Origin of the sequence: Bradyrhizobium liaoningense (genome assembly GCF_018130825.1) — a bacterium.
Classification (GTDB): Bacteria; Pseudomonadota; Alphaproteobacteria; order Rhizobiales; family Xanthobacteraceae; genus Bradyrhizobium; species Bradyrhizobium liaoningense_B.
Map to the genome: position 1 here is coordinate 665701 of NZ_JAFCJS010000001.1, position 21807 is coordinate 687507.

Sequence of the window (21807 nt, forward strand, 5' to 3'; positions counted from 1 at the left end):
CAAATCCAGCCGACGCGTTGCGGCATTGCCTGGCCGATCAGAACGGGATGCGTGCGCGTCCTGTGAACGTCCAGATCTGCGTGTTGCCGCCGATGCCGCCGAGCTCGGCGCCGAAGCCGACCGTGGCGCCACCGGCAAGCCTTGCGCCGATACCGCCCGTGACACGCGCTGACCAGCCCTGGAGCAGCGGCGTCGAAGCCAGCGGGATGCCGCCCGCGGCAATGATTGCGGCGGCATCGTCCTGGGTGAAGTAGTAGTCGGCATAGACGCCGGCATAGGGCAGCAGCAGCACGCTATCGAGCCAGGGCACGGGGTAGGAGACCCTGTTGCCCGCCGAGGCGCGGCCGCTCGAGAACGTCCGGGCGGCCTGCGGGGTGCCGAGCGAATCGACATAGGCGTTTTCCCGTTCCCACAGCGCGTACACCTTGGCCGACGGCTCGATGTTGAAATTGGCCCAGCTGTAGCTGCCGGTGAAGCCGGTCGCGAACATCCAGCGATTGCCGTTGAAATTGCCCTGCGCCGTGCCGGAGATGCCGTCATAGCCGATGCCGGAATAGGTCACCGCCGCGTCGTAACGCAGCGTCGGGATGATCTTCCACCCGAGATAGGCGCCGACGGTCCAGCCGTCGCCCTTCAGCTTTCCGTTGATGTCGGTCTCGGTGTAGCTGAAATTCTCGTAGCCGCCGACGACGCCAACCAGAAGATTGGGAGCGGCCCGGTAGGTCAGCCCGGAGAGCAGGTTGACCTGCTGGCCGTAGAGCGTGGCCTGGGTTGCCCCTTGACCGATATTGCCGGACGAGCCCCAGCGGTCGATGCCGGTGCCCCGTACGTCGATCCAGAAGAGCCAGTCCTTCTGCGGCTTGAACCGCGCGGGCGGTGCCTTGGTCGGCGCCGCCCGATCGATCGCGGCGAAGGCGTCGTCGATCCGGGAAGCCCCTGCGGCCCGGCCGGTTCTGCCGGAGCGTCCGTCGCCGGCATAGGCATTGGCGCCCTGAGGATCGATAGGACGGCCGGCCGGCGACTCATCGTCGCCATCGGGCGCGGCGGCGAAGTTGACGCGAACGCTGCCGCCGCCCGGCGTGATGTATTGTCCGCCGTTGCTGAAACCTTCGGAGATCGCGGTGTCGATGGCGCCGGAGATCGCCTGTCCCGAGTTTTGCGCGACGACCTTGGTGACGTTGACCTGAAGCGCGCGCAGCCTGGCGCTGTCGGCAGGAATATCCACCGACTGGGTCAGGGCAGGCGAGGTCGAGGTATTGAACGCCGGCGAGCCGCTATAGGTCGCGGTGATCGTGTGATTGCCGACGGCAAGCGTGGTCGTCGCGAAAGTCGCAAGGCCCGCCGACAATGTCGACGTCCCGATCGCCGCGCCGCCGTCGTTGAATGTGACCGTTCCGGTCGGCGTTCCGCCCGGACTGGTTACCTTGGCGGTGAAGGTGACGGACTGGCCGTAGCTGCTCGGATTTTGTGACGACGTCAACTCGGTCGCCGTCGTCGAGGACAGATAGGTGAACCGGTCAGCGGCCGAGGTGGGCGACGTGCCGCCGACAGTGGTCACCGTGACGTCCACCGTGCCGGAGCCGGCCGGCGAGGTCGCCGTGATCGACGTCGCCGAATTCACGGTAAAGCCCGTTGCGTTGTTGGCGCCGAATTTCACGGCGGTGGCGCCGGTAAAGCCAGAGCCGGTGATCACCACGCTCGTGTTGCCGACTGCGGGGCCGGATGTCGGCGAGATTGAGGTGACGGCGGGCGCCGGCGAGTAGTTGAACTGATCCGACGCGGATGTGGCGGATGTCCCTCCTGGTGTCGTCACGGTGATATCGACGGTGCCGGCGCCGGCAGGGGAGGTCGCCGTAATCGAGGTCGCCGAGTTGACGGTGAAACCCGTCGCATTCGTCGTGCCGAACTTGACGGCGGTCGCACCGGACAATCCGGTGCCCGTGATGGTGACCGACGTTCCGCCCGTGGTCGGGCCTGCATTCGGCGACACCGACGTCACTGTCGGAGCGGCGGCGTAGGTGAACTGATCCGCGGCGGAGGTAGCCGACGTTCCGCCCGGCGTCGTGACGGTGAGATCTACGGTGCCCGCTCCGGGCGGCGAGGGCACGGTGATCTGCGTTGCCGAGTTGACGGTGAAACCCGCCGCATTTGTCGCTCCGAACTTGACGGCGGTCGCACCGGTGAAATTGGTCCCGGTGATCGTCACCGGCGTGCCGCCGGCCAGGGGGCCGCCCGTCGGCGAAATCGACGTCACCGTCGGTGTGCCGAAATAGGTGAACTGGTCCGCTGCCGATGTTGCGGATGTGCCACCGGTGGTCGTCACGCTGACGTCGACGACGCCGGTCCCGGGCGGCGAGCTCGCGGTGATCTGTGTTGCGGAATTGACCGTAAAGCCTGTCGCAGCCGCCGCGCCGAATTTCACGGCGGTTGCCCCGGTGAAATTCGTGCCGGTGATGGTCACTGTCGTGCCGCCAGCCTGCGGGCCGAGGGTCGGCGAGATCGAGGTGACGGTCGGCGTCGCAACATAGGTGAACTGGTCCGGCGCAGAGGTCGCCGACGTGCCACCGGCTGTCGTCACCCTGATGTCGACGGTGCCGGCCCCGGCCGGCGAGGTCGCGGTGATCTGGGTCGCGGAATTGACGGTGAAGCCCGTCGCCGCCGTCGCGCCGAACGTCACCGCGGTCGCACCGGTGAAATTGGTGCCGGTGATGGTCACCGTGGTGCCGCCGGTACCTGGACCTGCGGTCGGCGAAATCGAGGTGACCGTTGGTGCAGCGACATAGGTGAACTTATCGGCGGCCGAGGTCGCCGACGTCCCGCCAGGCGTCGTGACGGTGATGTCGACAGTGCCGGTGCCCGCAGGCGACGTCGCGGTAATCTGGGTCGCGGAATTGACGGTGAAGCCTGTTGCCGCCGTTGCGCCGAATGTCACCGCCGTCGCGCCAGACAAATTGGTGCCGGTGATGATCACGCTCGTGCCGCCGGTTTGCGGACCTGACGTCGGCGAGATCGAGGTCACGCTCGGTGGGCCGAAATAGGTGAACTGGTCAGCTGCCGAGGTTGCTGACGTGCCGCCCGGCGTTGTGACCCTGACGTCGACCGTTCCGGCCGCCCCCGCAGGCGAGGTCGCGGTGATCGTCGTCGCGTTGACGAACGTGAAGCCGGCCGCCGCCGTCGCGCCAAAGGTTACGGCCGTGACGCCGGTGAAATTGGTGCCGGTGATCGTCACCGATGTGCCGCCGCCTGTGGGGCCGGCCGTCGGTGAGATCGAGGTGACCGTGGGGGCGGCGATATAGGTGAACTGGTCCGCCGCCGACGTGGCCGATGTGCCGCCGGTTGTCGTCACCCTGACGTCGACGGTGCCGGTCCCCGCCGGCGCGGTCGCGGTGATCTGGGTCGCGGAATTGACGGTGAAGCCAGTCGCAGCCGTCGCACCGAAGGTCACTGCCGATGCACCCGAGAAATTGGTGCCGGTGATCGTCACCGTCGTGCCGCCTGCGCTCGGACCCGACGTCGGCGAGATCGACGTGACCGTCGGCGCGGCGACATAGGTAAACTGGTCGGCCGCTGAGGTCGCCGACGTTCCCGCTGACGTCGTGACCGTGACGTCGACGGTCCCTGCCGCTCCGGCCGGAGAGGTCGCCGTGATCTGGGTATTGGAGTTGACGGTGTAACTCGCCGCATTGGTGGCGCCGAACTTCACGCCGCCGGCGCCAGTGGTCGTGCTGAGATTGGTGCCGGTGATGATCACCGTTGTGCCGCCGGTGGTTGGGCCGGCTGTCGGCGATATCGAAGTCACGGTCGGCGGGTTGGGCAGATTGACCGTGATCGTGAACGAGGTGTCGGTGAGATGGACGCCGGAGGTACAAGGCACGCTCTGCGAACAGGAGCTCGTGTACCAGAGGGTGATCGTATCGGTGCCGGATCCGGAAAGTGTATTGATCTGGATGTCGTATTCATCGGTGTGCTGGTTGTTGACCCCGTTGTTGACGGGGACCAGCGTGTATGTGGCCTTGGCTGTCGTGTAGCTCAGGTTCGTGAGGCTCAACCCCCCGGCGGTCATCGGATAGTTGTTGAAGGCATCAATGCTCGGATTGGTGCCGTTCGAGGAGCCGTAGAGACCCCAGCGTACCGTATCGTCGCTCACGCAGAGACCGACCGCATTGCCGCCCCCGGTCCCGGTCATCGTGATCGTGCCGCCGGTCGGCGAGGCTGACGAAAAATTGCACGCCGCGTTCGCCGCGACCATGGCGCCGAGCATCAGGACGACCGCGATGCAGATGCGTTGAACCGCGCGCCAAAGAGTCTGCAAGACGTGCAGGGACACGGCTCCGCCATTGCGCGCGGTGATTGCCGATTCCCCGCTCATTTCTGGCACGGCCACCGCAATTGCGTGACTCACCGGCCCCCCTTCGCGGCACCCTTTCAAAGAGTTCCGCCCTGAAATCCCTGATTGTGTAAATTTTCACGTATATCGTTGCGTGCATTTGGCTGAGACGCGGTGCAGAACGCAAGCGGTGAGCGGGCCAAACCGTTGAAGGCCTTGCCCGTAACGCAACTTTCCAGCGAACCGTTGCGCAACGGCAACAAAAGCGTGATCGTGTAAAGATACACTATGCGATAACGAGTGTATTTCAGGTTGCGCAGGAGCTTGACTGTTGCCGCGAGCTGATTAACAATCTTGGCGAGTAGATCGTCTGTCGTTCATTTTTTAATTTAGAAGCTGTCGTCGTCGCATCGCGACACGACGGGACGCCTGATCTTTTTTTGGGAGGGGTCATGCCGTACCAGCCAGTTATCGGCCAGATCATGCCTTTTGCGGGCGCCATCGTTCCCAGAGGCTGGGCGCAATGCAACGGTGCGTTGCTAGCCATCCCAACCAATCAGGCGCTGTTCTCGCTGCTCGGCACGTATTACGGCGGTGACGGCGTGCGAACCTTCGGGCTTCCGGATCTTCGGGGCCGCGCCATCCTCGGCTCGTCAGGCGGTAGCGGCCAATATCCCCTGGGTATGATCGGCGGATCGATGTCGGTCACGCTCACCGCGCCTCAATTGCCCGCTCACAACCATCTGATCCAGGTGATTGCGACGCAGGGAAGTGGACGCGGTGCTCCGGCTGCCGGCAACATCTTCGGCACGAACACGCTCCCATCCGATAATCCGAAGAAGATTTTTGGAACAGCCGGGAGCGGGGACACGCCATTGGCGTCCGGCACCAATCTGGTGAACGAAGGCGGAGGCCAGCCGCACAACAACATGCAGCCCTATCTCGCCATCAGCTATCTGATCGCGACGCAGGGAATTTATCCGACACGAAACTAGGCGGCTGCACAGCGACACTTTCGCGGCCGAATTCTTTTCACATCAATTTCGAAGCTGGCGCATTCCCCGATCGTATCGGGGCGCCCGGGCAGAGGATCAGAGGCAATGTCAGATCCGTTTGTTGGCGAGATCAGGTTGTTCGGCTTTCCGCGGGTGCCCACTGGCTGGTTCGCGTGCAATGGTCAGGCGATGTCGATTTCGCAATATCAGGCGCTCTACACCGTGATCGGCACCACCTATGGCGGCGATGGCGTCAATACCTTCAATCTTCCCGATCTTCGCGGCCGCGTTCCGATCGGACAGGGACAGGGGCAAGGCTTCCCGTTCTATGTGCTGGGCCAGATCGGAGGAGAGGAAACGCATACGCTGATCGAAGGCGAAATGCCGACCCATAGTCATGCGCTGATGTCCTCGACAGGGACGGGAGAGACGTCTGCGCCCGGACAGACGGTCCATCTTGCCACTGCATCAACGGGCAATCTCTACGCGCCCGTTGCGAACGCAGCGCCCTACGCGACGATGGCCGCCTGCGTCACCCCGGCGGGCAACAGCATCGGGCACAACAACATGATGCCGACCGTCGTTGCCAACTACTGCATCTGCAACGACGGCATCTTCCCTTCGCCCGGCTAGCCTGCGCCGGCTCCGTATTCAGTCTCGAGGAGACACCATGTCAGATCCGTATATTGGCGAAATACAGGCCTTTACGTTTCAGTTTGCCACAAGCGGATTCAACTATGCCTGGTTGCCATGCTTTGGCCAGCTCATGCCAATTCAGGGTTACAGCCCGCTATTTTCGCTAATCGGTACTTATTACGGCGGCAATGGCACGACCAATTTCGCGCTGCCGAATCTGAACGGTTCGATCGCGATCAGCCAGGGCCAGGGTCCGGGATTGCAGAACTACGACATCGGCGAGGTCGTCGGCAGTCCGACGGTCAACCTGATCTCGGGCGAGATGGCGATCCACACGCACGCCCTGCAACTCGGCGCTGGCAACGCAACGAACGCCGTCCCGGGTCCCGGAACGTCGGCGAACATGGTTGCGATCGATCCCCAGTTCAATGGCTTCATCGCTCCGCCCGGCAACCTCACCTTGGCGGCCAATGCCGTCACGCTGACCGGGCAGGGGCTCCCCCACGACAACATGCAGCCGACCCAGGCCATCATCTGGTGTATCGCCTATGCGGGAATCTTTCCGTCCTTCGGCAGCTCCTGAACGGCGCGGCGCTGCGTGACGGTATGATCGACGGAATCTCGCTCGACATCGCCCCGGACGATCCGGCTCTGCGGATTCGGTCCGATAGCCCGATCGACGCGCCGTTCATCCGGCATCTGTTCGAGGAGGTGAGGACAGCCCAATTTACCGCGACGGGCTTGTCCGGACCGATCGTCAGGCAGATCATTGCGCAACAGTTCCGCAGCCAGATGGCCGGGTACGCCGCGCAATTTCCAGGCGCGATTTCACTGATCGTCACGCGAGACAGGGCCGCGATCGGCCGGCTGCTGCTTCATTGCGCGCGCGAGCGCTGGCACATCATCGACATTGCGCTGCTGCCGGCCGATTGCGGTCGAGGTGCCGGGACGAAGATCGTCGAGGCTCTCGGAACGGGCGCGCGGAGGCAGGGCGTCCCGGCGCTGACGCTCACGGTGCTCGCAGGCAACCAGGCCGCGCGCCGGTTCTACCAGCGGCAAGGATTTGCCGACATCGGACCAGTGGGCGGCACACACGTCGCGATGCGGAAGGATCTCGCGGCATAGAGTGCGAAACCGCTTCGCACTTTTCCGGATCATGCTTCAGCGCGCCGCCGCCTCGCGCAGGAAGCCTGCCAGCGCCGCATTCACCTCTTCGGGCCGCTCCTGCTGCACCCAATGGCCGGCGCCCTCGATGATCAGCTTCCGCTTGAGATTGGGGAGCACGCGCTCGAGCTCGTTGACGCGCTTGGCCCCGATCAGCCCGGTGATGACGGCGTCTTTCGAACCGGCAATGAAGAGGGACGGCTGGTGGATCTGTGCATTCTGCCAGGGCGCCGTCAGCTCCCAGTTTCGGTCGAGGTTGCGATACCAGTTCAGCCCGCCGCGGAAGCCGCACTTGCGGAAGGCCTCGGTGAAATAGGCGAGGTCAGCCTCGCTGAGCCAGGCGGGCAGCGGCTCTCCGGCGGTCGCGTGGCCGAGAAAGCCCTTGCCCTCCTGCACGAACATGGCGGCGGTGGGATCGGCGAGGCCGCGTCCGCCGAGCACGATGCGCATGGTGCGGGCAACGTCTCGCTCGAGTTCGGCCTCGGCGACGCCCGGCGCCTGGAAATACTGCCAGTAGAAGTTGGTCACGCCGCCCTCGCGCAGCAGGTCGAGCGGCTTGCCACGGCCGCGGAACGGCGGCGGCACGCTCAGGCCTGCCACCGCCGTGAAGATGTCGGGCCGAAACAGCGCCGCATGCCAGGCCACCGGCGCCCCCCAATCGTGGCCGACCACCATGGCCTTGCTCTCGCCGAGCGCCTGCACGAGGCCGACGACGTCACCGACGGTGTCGAAGATCGAGTAGGCGTTCACGTCGGCCGGCGCCGCGCTCTGGCCGTAGCCGCGCATGTCGGGGGCGACGACGTGAAACCCGGCGTCCGCCAACGCCGGGATCTGGTGGCGCCAGGAGTAGGACAGTTCCGGCCAGCCGTGGCAGAGCACGACCAGCGGACCCTGACCGGCTTCGCGGATGTACAGGTCGATCCCGTTGGCCTTGATCATGCGGGAGGACATCGCTTTTCCGCCTTGTTTCAGGGGTTTGGTCGATAAATATAAGGTGTCACGATAGGGTCGTGACGAGAATCATGCAAACTCGGGCGCGGGCGCCAGCCTCGTGTTGTTCGCACCGGTTCCAGCTGTTAGAACGCCGCTCTCAGGGCTTCGCCATGGCATTTCGTCTTTTTTCGCTCCGTCGCACCCGGTTCACCGCCGGAGCGATGGCGCGCGGGCTGATCGCTGCCGTTCTGGTGGCGGGGATCGGCTGGGGCGGGACTCTCTATGCGGCCAACCAGAGCGTCCAGGGCGCCAAGAAGGCGGAAGACGCCGGTTTCGACGGCGATGCGCCCACCGCGATCCTGATCGAGGCCTCCAGCGGCAGCGTGCTGTTCGAGAAGAACGCCGACGAGCTGCGCGCGCCGTCCAGCATGATGAAGCTGATGACGGCCGAGGTCGTGTTCAACGCCATCAAGAAGGGCGACATGAAGCTGACCGACGAGTACCGGATCAGCGAGAATGCCTGGCGCAGGGGCGGCGCGCCCTCCGGCGGCTCGACCATGTTCGCCGCCATCAATAGCAAGGTCTCGGTCGACGATCTCCTGCATGGCGCGATCATCCAGAGCGGCAATGACGCCTGCATCGCGCTGGCCGAAGGCATGGCCGGCAACGAGCGGATCTTCGCCGCCGACTTCATGACCAAGCGCGCCCGCGAACTCGGCATGACGAAGTCGACCTTCGGCAATTCCAACGGTCTGCCCGACCCCGCCAACAAGATGACGGTGCGGGAGCTCGGCATCCTCGCCCGGCACATCATCCTGGACTTTCCGGAGTTCTACAAACTGTTCGGCGAGAAGGAGTACACCTGGAACAAGATCCGCCAGCCCAACCGCAATCCGCTGCTCAATTCGATGGAAGGCGCCGATGGCCTCAAGACCGGCTACACCAAGGAGGGCGGCTACGGCATGGTCGGCTCGGCGGTGCAGAACGGCACCCGGCTGATCGTCGTCGTCAACGGGCTGGAGGACCCCGAGGATCGCGCCACCGAAGCCAAGAAGATGCTGGAATGGGGCTTTCGCAATTTCGAGACCCGCACCCTGATCGCGGCCGATCAACCGGTCGGATACGCAAAAGTCTTCGGCGGCGAGAGCCGTTCGGTGAAGCTGGTCGCCAAGACGCCCGTGAAGGTGATGGTTCACAAGAACGGCAGCGACAAGCTGATCGCGCGCGTCGTGTATAAGGGGCCGGTGCGGGCGCCGGTCGAGGCCGGTCAGCAGGTCGGCGTGGTCAAGGTCTGGCGCAGCGGCAACATCGCGGTGGAGACGCCGGTCTATGCAGGCGAAGCGATCGGCACCGGCTCGACCATGCGGCGCGCGATCGACGGCGCCAGCGAGCTCGTGATCGGCATGTTCCGCGCGGGCGCCGAGAAGCTCTGATCATGAGTGACAATGCGGTACAGCGACCGTCCGGACGCGGACGCTTCATCACCTTTGAAGGCGGCGAGGGGACGGGCAAGTCGACCCAGATCAAGAAGCTCGCCGACCGCCTCAAGGCGGCACGGATGCGCATCCTCGTCACGCGCGAGCCGGGGGGATCGCCGGGCGCCGAGATCATGCGTCATCTGGTGCTGTCGGGGATGGGCAAGCTGCTCGGGCCCGAGGCCGAGACGCTGCTGTTTGCCGCCGCGCGCGACGATCATGTCCGCACCGTGATCCAGCCCGCGCTGAACCAGGGCGCCTGGGTGCTCTGCGACCGTTTTGCCGATTCGACGCGGGCCTATCAGGGCAGCCTCGGCCGCGTCCCGATCGGGCTGATCAACGCGATGCAGCGGGTCACGATCGGCGATCTCAAGCCGGATCTCACCCTCATCCTCGACCTGCCGGTCGAGATCGGCCTGCAGCGTGCCGCCGTCCGCCGCGGCACCGGCACGCCCGACCGGTTCGAGAGTGAGCAGCTCAGCTTTCATCAGGGCCTGCGTGAAGCCTATTGCAAGATCGCCGCGGAAGAGCCCGCGCGCTGTGTGCTGATCGACGCCGATTCCGATCCCGACACCGTCGCAGGACGCGTATGGACCGCGGTACGCGAGCGTCTCCTTCCCACGACCGCCTCGGTGATCTCAGCATGAGCCCGCGTCAGGCCGAGCGTGAGACCGCCCTTCCGCATCCGCGCGAGACATCGATGCTGTTCGGCCATCGCGAGGCCGAGACGGCGCTGCTGACGGCCTATCGCAGCGGGCGAATTCCGCACGCCTGGCTGATCGGCGGACCGCAGGGCATCGGCAAGGCGACACTGGCCTATCGCATGGCGCGTTTCGTACTGGCGCACGGCCAGCCGCTTTCACCTGCCGTGCAGAGCGCCGAAAGCCTCGCGATCGATCCCGATGACGGCGTGGCGCGGCAGGTCGCGGCCGGCTCGCATGGCGGGCTGCTGACGCTGGAGCGCACCGCCAACGACCGCGGCGTGATGCGCACGGTGATCACCGTCGACGAGACGCGCGAGACGATCGGCTTCTTCGGCTCGACCGCTGCGGCGGAAGGCTGGCGCGTCTGCATCGTTGACACCGTCGACGAGCTCAATCCGAATGCGGCCAACGCACTGCTGAAGATCCTGGAGGAACCGCCGCAGCAATCGCTGTTTCTTCTGGTGAGCCACGCGCCTGCGCGGGTACTCGCCACCATCCAGTCGCGCTGCCGCAAGCTGCGCCTGCGGCCGCTCGGAACGGACGAGGTGATTGCGGCTGCGGCCGCAGCCGCCGACCTTGCTCCGACCGATCTGGCGCTGCGCGAGGCCGCGGAGGCCTCCGAAGGCAGTGTCGCGCGCGCCCTGACGCTGCTTGGGGGGGACGCGCTGAAACTCCAGCAGCGCACGGCGGCGCTGCTGGCGCGACTGCCGCAGGTCGATCCGCGCGAACTGCACACGCTCGGCGATTCGCTCGGCACCAGCGACCGCGTCGCGCTCGCGGCCTTCATCGACGGCATCGACCGCTGGATCGCGGAACGTCTGCATGCGGACGAAGCCAATGCCAACCAGAACCTGCCGCGCCTTGCGCGCCTAGCTGAGGTATGGGAAAAGATCGTCCGCGCCGCGCGCGACACCGAAACCTATAATCTGGAACGAAAACCCTTGGTTTTCTCGGTGTTCGGCTGGCTGGCGGACGCAACGCGCTAGAGCATGATCCGGAAAAGTGTGGAGCGGTTTTCCGAGAGGATCGTGCTCAAAACAATGACCTAACGCAGGTTCGTTTCCAAATTTTGATACAGCCGGGTAAAGGAATTCGTCGTGGCAACGCGAGCTAAGAAAACCGTCAAAGCCAAGAGCAGCAAGAAGAAGGCTGCCAAGAAGGCCGTGAAGAAAGCCGCGAAAAAGGCTACGAAGGCGCGTGCGTCTAAGGCCACCAAGAAGACCAAGAAGGCCGCCGCCAAGAAGGGCGTGAAGAAGAGCGCTGCGAAGACGGCGAAGAAGGCTGGCAAGAAGGCTGCGAAGAAGCAGGCCGTCGCAAAGAAGGCCGCAAAGAAATCAGTCGCCAAAAAGCCGGCCAAGGCTCCGGCGAAGAAGGTCGCGAAAAAGGCAACTGCGCCTGCCGCTGCCGCCGCGCCGGCTCCTGTCGCTGCGCCCCCGAAGGCCGAGACGCCCAAGGTCTCGAAGCCAAAGGTGTCGAAGCCGAAGGCGCCGCCTGCGCCGAAGCCCGTCGCAACTCCGCAAGCCGCCGCACCCGTCGCCGCTCCCGCGCGCGACAACGTCTTCTACATCACGACCGCGATCGCCTATCCCAACGGCAGCCCGCATATCGGCCACGCATATGAAGCAATCGCCACCGACGTGCTGGCGCGCTTTGCGCGGCTCGACGGCAAGGACGTGTTCTTCCTGACCGGCACCGACGAGCACGGCTTGAAGATGGTCCAGACCGCGCAGAACGAAGGTCTGACGCCGGCCGCGCTCGCAACCCGCAACGCCGGCCGTTTCAAGGAGATGGACGAGCGACTGAACGTGTCGTTCGACCGCTTCATCCGCACCACCGAGGAGCAGCACCATCGCTCGACCCAGGAGATCTGGCGGCGTATGGAGGCGAACGGCGACATCTATGCCGATACCTATTCCGGCTGGTACTCGGTACGTGACGAAGCCTATTACGCCGAGGACGAGACGCGCCTGAACGACGACGGCGTGCGCCTCGGTCCGCAGGGCACGCCGGTCGAGTGGGTCGAGGAGAAGAGCTATTTCTTCCGTCTGTCCGCCTATCAGGACAAGCTCCTGAAACTGTACACGGACAGTCCCGACTTCATCGGCCCGGACTCGCGCCGCAACGAGGTGGTGAGCTTCGTCAAGGGTGGCCTGCGCGATCTCTCGATCTCGCGCACCACGTTCGACTGGGGCGTCAAGGTGCCCGGCGACGAGGAGCACGTGATGTATGTCTGGGTCGACGCGCTCACCAACTACATCACCGGCATCGGCTTTCCCGACGAGAGCGACGGGAACTGGCGCTACTGGCCGGCCGATGTGCACATCATCGGCAAGGACATCATCCGCTTCCACGCCGTGTACTGGCCGGCGTTCCTGATCTCGGCCGGCATTCCCGTGCCGAAGCGGGTCTATGCCCACGGCTTCCTGTTCAACAGGGGCGAGAAGATGTCGAAGTCGGTCGGCAACGTCGTCGACCCCTTCAACCTCGCCGACCAGTACGGCGTCGACCAGATGCGCTATTTCTTCCTGCGCGAGGTGCCGTTCGGACAGGACGGCAACTACAACCACGAGGCCATCGTCGCGCGCATCAATGCCGACCTCGCCAACGATCTCGGCAACCTTGCGCAGCGCTCGCTGTCGATGATCGCCAAACAGCTCGGCGGCGTGCTGCCGGAGCCGGGCGAGTTCAGCGACAGCGACAAGGCGATTTTGGCGATGGCCGACGGCATGATTGCCGCATCGCGTGAGGCGATGGCGACGCAGCAGATCCATCACTGGCTCAACGCCGTGTGGGCCGTGGTCGCGGAGGCCAACCGCTACTTCGCGGGCGAGGCGCCGTGGGCGCTCGCCAAGACCGACCCGGCCAAGCAGAAGACGGTGCTCTATGTCACCGCCGAGGTCGTGCGCCAGATCGCGATCCTGGCCCAGCCGGCGATGCCGACTGCTTCGGGGTTGCTGCTCGACAGCCTCGGCGTTCCCGCGGAGGAGCGCAATTTTGCGACACTCGGCGGCGCCAGGCGCATCGCGCCCGGTTCGACGCTGCCGGCGCCGACGCCGGCGTTCCCGCGCTATATCGAGCCGGCGGCATAAGGCGTTCGTTCGATGCTGGTCGACAGTCACTGCCATCTGGATTTTCCGGACTTTGCGGAAGATCTCGACGGGATCGTGTCGCGCGCGCGTGCGGCTGGCCTCACGCGCATGGTCACGATCTCGACGCGGGTGAAGAAGCTCAACCAGCTGCTCGCCATCGCCGAGCGCTACGACGATGTCTACTGCTCGGTCGGCACCCATCCGCACAACGCGGATGAGGAAGACGGCATCACGCCGGACGAGCTGATCGCGCTGACACAGCACCCCAAGGTCGTCGCGCTCGGTGAGGCCGGGCTCGACTATTTCTACGACAATGGCTCGCCGGAAGCGCAGGCGAGGGGCTTTCGTGCCCATATCGCCGCGGCGCGCGCCACCGGCTTGCCGCTGGTGATCCACACCCGCGAGGCCGATGCGGATTGCGCGCGCATCCTGGAAGAGGAGGTGGCGCGTGGATCGTTTCGCGCGGTGCTGCATTGTTACACCGGCGGACGCGAGCTGGCGCTGAAGGCGGTGTCGCTGGGTCTCTATATCGGCTTCACGGGCATCCTGACCTTCAAGAAGTCGGAGGCCTTGCGTGCGCTTGCGGCCGAGCTGCCGGCTGACCGTATTCTGGTTGAAACAGACTCGCCCTATCTTGCGCCGGGCAAGTTTCGAGGCAAGCGCAACGAGCCGGCCTATGTGGTCGAGGTCGCCAAAGTGCTCGCCGAGACGCGCGGCGTGTCATTCGATGAGATCTCACGTCAAACAAGCGAAAACTTCTTCCGCCTGTTCTCCAAGGTGAAAGCTTGAGACTGGAAGCCGCATGACGCTGACGCTGACGATCCTCGGCTGCGGCTCCTCCGCCGGCGTGCCGCGCCCGGCCCTCGGTTGGGGCGCCTGCGATCCCAACAATCCGAAGAACCGCCGCCGCCGCTGCTCGCTGCTGGTCGAACGGAAATCCGAGCATGGCACCACGCGGATCGTGATCGACACTTCGCCGGATCTGCGCGAGCAACTGCTCTCGACCAATGTCGACCACATCGACGCGGTGTTCCTGACCCACGAGCACGCCGACCAGACCCACGGCATGGACGATCTGCGCTCGGTCGTGATGCACATGCGACGGCGGATTCCGACCTACTTCAACCTGTCGACCGCCAAGGACATCATGGCGCGGTTCTCCTATTGCTTCATCTCGCCGGAGGGCAGCGACTATCCGCCCATCCTGACCCGGCATTCGATCGAGGCGGGCGAGAGCCAGACCATCCTGGGGAAGGGTGGCGCCGTGACGATGACGGCCTTCCTGGTGCAGCACGGCGCCATTCCTGCGCTCGGCTACCGCATCGGCGATGCCGCCTACACGCCGGACCTCAATGACATCCCGCGCGAGAGCTGGGGCGCGCTGGAAAATCTCGACCTGTGGATCGTCGACGGCCTGCGCTACACCAGCCATGTCAGCCATTTCAGCATCAACGACGCGCTGTCCTGGATCGAACGCTTTAGGCCGAAGCGCGCGGTCATCACCAATATGACGGCCGATGTCGATTACGAGGTTATCCGGCAGTCGCTGCCTGCCGGCGTGGTGCCGGCCTATGACGGGCTGCGGCTGGAGACGCGCTGAGCGCCGGACGCGGCCTACCAGGCGTAACGCAGCGCGGCCTTGCCCGTGTAGGCACGTATCAGGCTCGACACTTCGCTGTCGAAGCTTGCCGAGGCGGACCATCCGTTCACGGCGCGCAGCTCGAGCGCAAGGCCGGTGAGCGCTGCGTTCGGTGCCAAGGCCGCACCGCTCGCGGTAACGCCCTGACCAGGCAGGGACAGGAGCGCCGCCGGGATCGATTGCCCTGCACTGAAATCATGCGCCCAGGCGAGCCGCCCGCGCAAGCTCACCACGCTTCCCGGCAACGCTAGCTGCGTGCTCGTGCGCAGGCCGAGCTCGGTGCGGCTGTCGGTGAAGCTGTCGCTGCCGGGGCCGGTCGAAAATGCGTTGGCCGCCTCGGGCGGCTGTGTCCCGCTTGAGGAGGGCAGGCGGAAGGTGGTGACCTGCGCCGCCGCATAGGGCGTGATGCCGAGCCAGGGCGTGGCAAGACGGTAGCCGCCTTCGACGCGGCCGGAATAAGCGTTGGCGTTGATCGCGGCGGCGAACTGTCCGGAGCCGGCCGGCGTCACCGGATGATCGTTGGTGATGGCTTGCCAGCCGTAGGCGAGGCCTGTGGCAACATAGGCCGATCCGACGCTGTGCCGGACGAACGCGCCGGCCTGAAACAGATCGGAGCTGCCGCTCGAAAAATTGTTGGCGAAGCCGGTGCCGCCTCCGGCCAACGCGAAGCCCATCCGTGTCTGCGGCGAGAGCGAATAATCGGCTCCGGCCACGGTCCCAAAACTGCGGCTGGCCGATCCGGCGCCGCCGGTCGATACCTGCGAGCCGCCGAAACCCGCAGCCCAGACGCTCCAGTGCGGAGCCGCGAGCGCTGGCCTGCCGTAGATCGCCCCATAGGCCTCGCGTCCGATACCACCATGCGTCCGGTCGTTTCCGATATCGGCGTAGGCCGCCAGCTCAGCGTCCAATTCGGCCGGGCCGATGCCGCGGCCATCGAGGGCGGGATCGAGCAGGGCGAGCGTGAACTGCGTCATGGCCAGGAAGGTGGCCTGCGCCGTCTCGCCGCGCGCAGCGCTGTCGGAGCTGCCGCCGAAGGCATGCCGCATGCCGAACCGTGCCGTACCGGCAAGTCCCGGCGGCTCGCTGTTCCAGCCGTAGTTCGGTGGCATGCCGCCGCCATTGCCGTTGCCGAACGGCGCTCCGCCAAAACCGGACGCCGGCGGGCCGCCGAACATGGGGCCATTCATGCCGCCGAAATTATTGAAACCGTTGCCGGGCGCGGTCGGACCAGGGGGACCGAAATTCTCGGCGCCCCCGAACGCGCCGAACTCGCGCGTGGTCTGCGCGTCCGCCGTGCGCGGGAGCAGCAATCCGGCCGTCAATAGCAGCAGCGCCAGACGCGCACGCACGTCTGCGCTCAAGACACAAACCGCATGAAGCGCCCCAACCGCGCCGGACGCCGGCCGCGCAGCCCGCGCGGCGAATCAGCTGACAGCAGCGAATCCGACGAAGCTGAATCGTAAATGTGTCTCTAACGTTTTCCAATCTTTTCCTGGTGTGTCCCGATATCTTCGAATATGCGCGGTCGGTTTCGAGATGAGCCGCAATACACGATCCGCGTCGCTCCGCGCTTCGACGTCGATGTAACCAGGGTGAATGTGACGGATGCTGCGGCGGAAACTGCCGGGACATCTACCAGGCGTAGCGCATGGTGGCTTTGCCGGTGTAAGATCGCACCTGGCTCGAGAGTTCGCCGTCGAAGGTGGCGGCCGCAGCCCAGCCGTTCAGCCATTTCAATTCGATCGTGCCGCCGGCGAGCGCCGAATTCGGCGCCAGCGCCGCGCCGCTGGCGACGTAGCCCAGTCCTGGCAGCGCCTGAAGAGCAGCCGGCATTGTGTCTGCAGCAGTGAAATCATGCGCCCAGGCCACACGTGCGCGCAGATTCACGGTGCCGTCGCGCATCGCGAGGGACGTGCTGGTGCGAAAGCCCAGCTCGCTCCGGCTATCGTTGATGCGATCGCTGCCGAAAGCCGTGGCGAGCGCATTCGCCGCGGAGGCAGGCTGCGCCGCGACGGTCGGCAGGTTGAAGGTCATGAATTGGGCTGCGGCATAGGCGGTCACACCGAGCCAGGGTGTGGCGAAGCGATAGCCGCTCTCGATGCGGGCAGAATATGCGTTGCCATTGAAGGCGGCATTGAGCTGCTCGATGCCCGGGTGATCGCTGGTCATCGCCTGCCAGCCATAGGCCAGCGCGGTCGAGACATAAGCCCGCCCGATCTCATGGCGGGCGAACGCGCCGGCCTGGAACAGGTCGGATCGGCCGCTTCCGCTGCTGCCGCTGAAATTGGTGCCGCCACCCGCCATTGCAAAACCCAGTCGCGTTTGCGGCGACAGCGAATAATCAGCGCCGACCACGGTTGCAAAGATGCGGCTCGAAGAGCTGGAGCCCGGCGCCGCATTGCTGCTCGAGACTTGCGAGCCGCCGAATCCCGAGGCCCAGACGTTCCAACGCGGCGTGTGGGACGAGCCGGTGGGACTCATCTTGCCATAGAAGGCTTCATACACATCGCGTCCAACCCCGCCGCGCGTTCGATCTGACGGGGCCATCGCATAGGCCTCGAGCGCCTGACCGGTCAGGGCGGGCGTCGCGCCGGATCCGCGACCTTCGATCGCAGGGTCGAGCAGGGTCTGTGTGAACTGTGTCATCGCCTGGAACGTGGCCTGCGCGGTCTCGGCCTGCGACAGTGCCAGCGGACCGCCGGCCGCCAGCGCCGCGCCGGCGCCAGCGTTTGCGGTGACGGTCGGGGTGGTCGCGATTGGCGTTGTGACAGAGCTCTGCTGACTGGTCGCTGTCGTGGGCGCGGACGCGGGCGAGCTCGTGCCGCTGCCGCTCGCCGCGCTGCCGGACGTGGTTGAGGCAGCGGGGGCCGGACTGGTCACTGCGGCACTCACGCTCGTTGCCGTGGAAATCTGTGACGATGGCGCCGGGACGACGGCCGCCGCACTGGTCTGGGTCGGAGCTGGGGCAGTTACGCTCTGGGGCGCCGGGGAGGCGCTGGCAGGCGTCGTCGCGGCGGCGCGAACATTCGCGGTGCCCGACAACAATCCAATCATCAATAGCGGTGCGAGCCGCAAGGATGCGGCTGCGCGCGTGATCAATCGCATGAAGCGCCCCAACCGCGCTGGCGACCGACCGCGCGGTGCGCCGTTCAAGATTCGGCGACCCCAAAAGCGTTGGAACCCTAAAGGGGGAGCGGCATGTTTTTCAAATCTTTTCCCGCGATGTCCGGAGTTTCACGGGAATCCCGCGAGGCTGGCCGATCAAGCCGAGATCGCCTTGGCAGAGCCCACTTCGTTGCGCAGCAGGAATTTCTGGATCTTGCCGGTGGAGGTCTTGGGGATTGGTCCGAACACGACCGCCTTCGGCGTCTTGAAGCCGCTCATGTGCGAACGGCAGAAGGCGATGATCTCGGCCTCGGTCGCGCTGGCGCCGTCCTTCAGCTCGACGAAGGCGCAGGGCACCTCGCCCCATTTCGGATCGGGCTTGGCGACCACGGCGGCGAACAATACGGCGGGATGCTTGTAGAGGATGTCCTCGACCTCGACCGAAGAAATGTTCTCGCCGCCGGAGATGATGATGTCCTTGGAGCGGTCCTTGATGATGACATAGCCGTGCTCGTCGAGCACGCCGAGATCGCCGGTGTGAAACCAGCCGCCGGCGAAGGCTTCCTTCGTTGCCTTCTCGTTCTTCAAATAGCCCTTCATCACAATGTTGCCGCGGAACATGACCTCGCCGATGGTCTCGCCGTCGCGCGGCACCTCTTGCATGGTCTGCGGATTGATGACGGTGACGGCTTCCTCGAGTGGGTAGGGAACGCCCTGCCGCCGCTTCATGCTTGCGCGCTCGGGCGCGGGAAGCTCGTCCCAGCCTGGCTGCTCGGCGCAGACGGAGGCGGGGCCGTAGACCTCGGTCAGGCCGTAGACATGGGTCAGCTTGATGCCGATGTTTTCGGCACCTTCCAGCACCGCCACCGGCGGTGCGGCGCCGGCGATCAGGCCGATGACACGGCGGACGGCATTGCCGGTTGACGTTTCCTTGGGCGCATCGGGTGCGTTGATCAGCGTATTGTAGACGATCGGCGCGCCGCACATGTGGGTGACGCCATGCTGCCTGATCAGCTCGAAGATCCTGGTCGGCTCGACCTTGCGCAGGCAGACATTGATTCCAGCCGCGGCCGCGATGGTCCAGGGAAAGCACCAGCCGTTGCAGTGGAACATCGGCAGCGTCCAGAGATAGACCGGATGCTGGCCGAGATTGCCGGCGAGGATGTTGCTGACGGCGTTCAGATACGCACCGCGATGGTGGGTGACGACGCCCTTGGGATTGCCCGTCGTGCCCGAGGTGTAGCTCAGCGCGATCGCGTCCCATTCGTCGCTCAGTGGGATCGCCGCGAAGCCGGGATCGCCTTGCGCGACGGCAGCCTCATACTCGATCTCGCCGATGCGCTTGCCGCCCTTGAAGGCGGCGTCGTCGACATCGATCACGAATGGCTTTGGCCCGCTCATCTGCGCCAGCGCATCGGTGATCACGCCGGAAAATTCTGGATCGACAAGAATGATTTTCGCGCCGCCATGATCGAGCTGGAACGCGATCGAGGGCGCATCGAGGCGGATGTTGAGTGCGTTGAGCACGGCGCCGGTCATCGGCACCGCAAAGTGCGCCTCGTTCATGGCGGGGATGTTCGGCAGCATCGCCGCCACGGTGTCGCCCACGCCAATACCCTTGCCGGCGAGATACGACGCAAAGCGCTTGCAGCGTTCGTAGGTCTGCGCCCAGGTGAAGCTGCGGCCTTCATAGACGGTGCTGACGTGATCGGGATAGACCGCCGCGCTCCGCGCGAGGAAACTCAGCGGGCTCAGCGGCACGTAGTTGGCGGGAGTCTTGTCGAGGCCGGTATTGTACGGGTTCTGTCGCTCACTCATCGACACCCTCCTTAAACCGCGTCAAAGAAATCCGATCGAGATCCAGGGGAAGATTGCAACGATGATCAATCCCACGAGCAGCGCCAGCAGATAGCCCCAGATCGGCCTGATGCCTTCGGCCGGATCGACGCGTCCGATGGCGCAGGCGGCATAATAGCCGACGCCGAAGGGCGGGGCGAATAGCCCGATACCCATGGCCAGAATGATCACCATCGCATAGTGCACCTCGTGCACGCCGACGGCGCGGGCGATCGGAAACAGCAGCGGGCCGAACAGCACGATCGCCGGAATGCCCTCCAGCACGCTGCCGAGGATGGTGAAGGCCAGGATGGACACGGCGATGAAGGTCGCAGGCCCGCCCGGCAATCCCGTCATGGCGGATGCCAGCGAACGCGAGAAGCCGGATTGCGTCAGGCCCCAGGCCATGCCGGTGGCCGTGCCGATGATCAGGAGGATCGCGCCCGACAGCGCCGCGGTCTCGACCAGCATCGGAAACAGCCGTCGCCAGTCGAAGCGGCGGTACACGAGCAGGCCGACCAGGGCGCCATAGACGATGCCGATGGTGGAGACTTCTGTCGCGGTGGCGATGCCCTCGACCACGGCGTAGCGGATCACGAAGGGCAGTGCGAGCGCGGGCAGGGCGACGACGAAGGTCTTGCCGATCTCGCTTCCCGTGGCGCGGCGGACGTGGCTCATGTCCTCGTGGCGGTATCGCCACCACACCAGCATGCAGAGCGTGATTGCGAGCACAACGCCGGGCAGCAGGCCGCCGGTGAACAGCGCGGCGATGGAGACGCCGGTGACCGAGCCGATCGTGATCAGCACAAGGCTCGGCGGAATGGTCTCGGTCTGGGCGCCGGTTGCCGCGAGCAGCGCGACGAGATCGCCGGGCTTGGCGCCGCGCTGCTTCATCTCCGGGAACAGCACGGGCGCGACCGCGGCCATGTCGGCAGCCTTGGCGCCTGATATGCCTGAGACCAGGTACATGGCGCCGACGAGGACGTAATGCAGGCCGCCGCGGACATGGCCGAGCAGGCTCGCCAGGAACGCCACCATGGCCCGCGCCATGCCGGTCATCTCGATCAGCAACCCTAAGAACACGAACAGCGGCACCGAGAGCAGGATGAGGTGGCTCATGCCCTCGTCCATCCGCCCCACCAGCACCATCACGGGCGTGCGCGTGGTCAGCGCCAGATAGCCGAAGATGGCGAGGCCAAAGCCGAACGCAATGGGAACGCCGGCAAAGACGCAGAAACCGGCGACGCCGACGAAGAAGATGATGAGGTTGATATTGCCGAGCGGCCGCAAGTAAGGCTGCGCCAGCCAGAACAGGCCGACCACCACGGCAACCGAGATCACGGCCGCAAGCACCATCCGGTAGTCGGCGGCGCGCAGCAGCCGGAGCAGCGCGAACGCCGCCATCAGGCAGATGCCGGCCGGCAGTGCCGCGGCGCGCCACATGTTCGATATCTGGAGCGCCGGCGTGGTGATGAAGCTTTCCTCGTAGGCGTAGTCCCAGGACGGCCAGACGATCATCGCCAGGAACGCCAGCGCCGCGCAGGTCGCGACGACGTCGAGATAGGCACGCATCGCGGGGCCGGCGCTCGCGACGACGGCCGTCATGCGCATGTGCTCGGAGCGGCGGAATGCGACCGCCGCGCCCAGCATGGCCAGCCACAGGAACAGGATCGAGGCGAGCTCGTCCGACCAGATCAGCGGCCGGTGCAGGCCGTAGCGCGCGACTACGCCCGCGAACAGGATCACGATCTCGGCGACCACCAGAATGGCCGCCGGGATTTCGACCAGAAGGCCGAGGGCGCGCTCCGTCGAGGCCAGCAGAGAGGATCGGCGAGGGGACTGTACAGCCGCCTGGCCCGCCACTTCGATCACCTCGACCTCGATATGAGCCATGACGGCCCCAA

16 protein-coding genes are annotated in these 21807 nt (G+C 65.4%); 10 read left to right on the top strand and 6 right to left on the bottom strand.

The genetic code is table 11. The annotated features are described in order from the left end of the window. Window positions 1–37 precede the first annotated feature (37 nt). Complete coding sequence (locus JQ603_RS03270) at window positions 38–4261, bottom strand: IPT/TIG domain-containing protein (RefSeq protein ID WP_212338149.1); 4224 nt, start codon at window positions 4259–4261, stop codon at window positions 38–40. 518 nt (window positions 4262–4779) lie between these two features. On the opposite strand from JQ603_RS03270, the gene JQ603_RS03275 reads away from it, so the two are divergent. From JQ603_RS03275 to JQ603_RS03290, 4 genes are all read left to right on the top strand, one after another. Next, window positions 4780–5322, top strand: a complete 543-nt coding sequence (locus JQ603_RS03275) for a phage tail protein (RefSeq protein ID WP_212336446.1) — start codon at window positions 4780–4782, stop codon at window positions 5320–5322. 105 nt (window positions 5323–5427) lie between these two features. Then, on the top strand, window positions 5428–5955 hold the full coding sequence (locus JQ603_RS03280) for a phage tail protein (RefSeq protein WP_212336448.1): 528 nt from the start codon (window positions 5428–5430) through the stop codon (window positions 5953–5955). A 37-nt stretch (window positions 5956–5992) separates the two neighbouring features. Continuing rightward, window positions 5993–6541: a phage tail protein gene (locus JQ603_RS03285; RefSeq protein ID WP_212336450.1), complete on the top strand. Its 549-nt coding sequence runs from the start codon at window positions 5993–5995 to the stop codon at window positions 6539–6541. A 23-nt stretch (window positions 6542–6564) separates the two neighbouring features. Beyond that, window positions 6565–7083 (top strand): GNAT family N-acetyltransferase, encoded by a 519-nt coding sequence (locus JQ603_RS03290; RefSeq protein ID WP_212336452.1) that lies wholly within the window; start codon window positions 6565–6567, stop codon window positions 7081–7083. Between the two features lie 36 nt (window positions 7084–7119). Here JQ603_RS03290 and JQ603_RS03295 read toward each other — a convergent pair whose 3' ends face one another. Continuing rightward, entirely contained in the window at window positions 7120–8073 is a 954-nt protein-coding gene (locus JQ603_RS03295; RefSeq protein ID WP_212336454.1) for an alpha/beta fold hydrolase, read from the bottom strand. 152 nt (window positions 8074–8225) lie between these two features. Here JQ603_RS03295 and JQ603_RS03300 point away from each other — a divergent pair, with 152 nt between their 5' ends. From JQ603_RS03300 to JQ603_RS03325, 6 genes are all read left to right on the top strand, one after another. Then, the gene (locus JQ603_RS03300; protein WP_212336456.1) at window positions 8226–9488 is read left to right on the top strand and encodes a D-alanyl-D-alanine carboxypeptidase family protein; all 1263 of its coding nucleotides are present in this window, start codon (window positions 8226–8228) and stop codon (window positions 9486–9488) included. A gap of 2 nt (window positions 9489–9490) precedes the next feature. After that, the gene (gene tmk, locus JQ603_RS03305; protein WP_212336458.1) at window positions 9491–10177 is read left to right on the top strand and encodes a dTMP kinase; all 687 of its coding nucleotides are present in this window, start codon (window positions 9491–9493) and stop codon (window positions 10175–10177) included. Next, window positions 10174–11220, top strand: coding sequence for a DNA polymerase III subunit delta' (locus JQ603_RS03310; RefSeq protein WP_212336460.1), 1047 nt, complete (start codon window positions 10174–10176; stop codon window positions 11218–11220). Before tmk ends, JQ603_RS03310 begins: the two co-directional genes overlap by 4 nt. Before the next feature lie 111 nt (window positions 11221–11331). After that, the gene (gene metG / locus JQ603_RS03315) at window positions 11332–13323 is read left to right on the top strand and encodes a methionine--tRNA ligase (RefSeq protein ID WP_212336462.1); all 1992 of its coding nucleotides are present in this window, start codon (window positions 11332–11334) and stop codon (window positions 13321–13323) included. A 12-nt stretch (window positions 13324–13335) separates the two neighbouring features. Continuing rightward, the gene (locus JQ603_RS03320; RefSeq protein WP_212336464.1) at window positions 13336–14112 is read left to right on the top strand and encodes a TatD family hydrolase; all 777 of its coding nucleotides are present in this window, start codon (window positions 13336–13338) and stop codon (window positions 14110–14112) included. Window positions 14113–14125: 13 nt separating this feature from the next. Beyond that, the gene (locus JQ603_RS03325) at window positions 14126–14923 is read left to right on the top strand and encodes an MBL fold metallo-hydrolase (RefSeq protein WP_212336466.1); all 798 of its coding nucleotides are present in this window, start codon (window positions 14126–14128) and stop codon (window positions 14921–14923) included. 14 nt (window positions 14924–14937) lie between these two features. Here JQ603_RS03325 and JQ603_RS03330 read toward each other — a convergent pair whose 3' ends face one another. From JQ603_RS03330 to JQ603_RS03345, 4 genes are all read right to left on the bottom strand, one after another. Continuing rightward, window positions 14938–16311, bottom strand: coding sequence for an autotransporter outer membrane beta-barrel domain-containing protein (locus JQ603_RS03330; protein WP_212336468.1), 1374 nt, complete (start codon window positions 16309–16311; stop codon window positions 14938–14940). Window positions 16312–16594: 283 nt separating this feature from the next. Further along, the gene (locus tag JQ603_RS03335) at window positions 16595–17842 is read right to left on the bottom strand and encodes an autotransporter outer membrane beta-barrel domain-containing protein (protein ID WP_212336470.1); all 1248 of its coding nucleotides are present in this window, start codon (window positions 17840–17842) and stop codon (window positions 16595–16597) included. A 381-nt stretch (window positions 17843–18223) separates the two neighbouring features. Next, entirely contained in the window at window positions 18224–19885 is a 1662-nt protein-coding gene (locus JQ603_RS03340; protein WP_212336472.1) for an acyl-CoA synthetase, read from the bottom strand. 21 nt (window positions 19886–19906) lie between these two features. Continuing rightward, window positions 19907–21796, bottom strand: a complete 1890-nt coding sequence (locus JQ603_RS03345) for a TRAP transporter large permease (protein WP_212336474.1) — start codon at window positions 21794–21796, stop codon at window positions 19907–19909. Window positions 21797–21807: the final 11 nt, after the last annotated feature.

Excerpts from the sequence above, each read along its gene's own strand:
- JQ603_RS03270 (WP_212338149.1), bottom strand. The coding sequence starts at position 4,261 with ATGCTCGGCGCCATGGTCGCGGCGAACGCGGCGTGCAATTTTTCGTCA.
- JQ603_RS03275 (WP_212336446.1), top strand. The coding sequence starts at position 4,780 with ATGCCGTACCAGCCAGTTATCGGCCAGATCATGCCTTTTGCGGGCGCC.
- JQ603_RS03280 (WP_212336448.1), top strand. The coding sequence starts at position 5,428 with ATGTCAGATCCGTTTGTTGGCGAGATCAGGTTGTTCGGCTTTCCGCGG.
- JQ603_RS03285 (WP_212336450.1), top strand. The coding sequence starts at position 5,993 with ATGTCAGATCCGTATATTGGCGAAATACAGGCCTTTACGTTTCAGTTT.
- JQ603_RS03290 (WP_212336452.1), top strand. The coding sequence starts at position 6,565 with ATGATCGACGGAATCTCGCTCGACATCGCCCCGGACGATCCGGCTCTG.
- JQ603_RS03295 (WP_212336454.1), bottom strand. The coding sequence starts at position 8,073 with ATGTCCTCCCGCATGATCAAGGCCAACGGGATCGACCTGTACATCCGC.
- JQ603_RS03300 (WP_212336456.1), top strand. The coding sequence starts at position 8,226 with ATGGCATTTCGTCTTTTTTCGCTCCGTCGCACCCGGTTCACCGCCGGA.
- tmk (WP_212336458.1), top strand. The coding sequence starts at position 9,491 with ATGAGTGACAATGCGGTACAGCGACCGTCCGGACGCGGACGCTTCATC.
- JQ603_RS03310 (WP_212336460.1), top strand. The coding sequence starts at position 10,174 with ATGAGCCCGCGTCAGGCCGAGCGTGAGACCGCCCTTCCGCATCCGCGC.
- JQ603_RS03320 (WP_212336464.1), top strand. The coding sequence starts at position 13,336 with ATGCTGGTCGACAGTCACTGCCATCTGGATTTTCCGGACTTTGCGGAA.
- JQ603_RS03325 (WP_212336466.1), top strand. The coding sequence starts at position 14,126 with ATGACGCTGACGCTGACGATCCTCGGCTGCGGCTCCTCCGCCGGCGTG.
- JQ603_RS03340 (WP_212336472.1), bottom strand. The coding sequence starts at position 19,885 with ATGAGTGAGCGACAGAACCCGTACAATACCGGCCTCGACAAGACTCCC.
- JQ603_RS03345 (WP_212336474.1), bottom strand. The coding sequence starts at position 21,796 with ATGGCTCATATCGAGGTCGAGGTGATCGAAGTGGCGGGCCAGGCGGCT.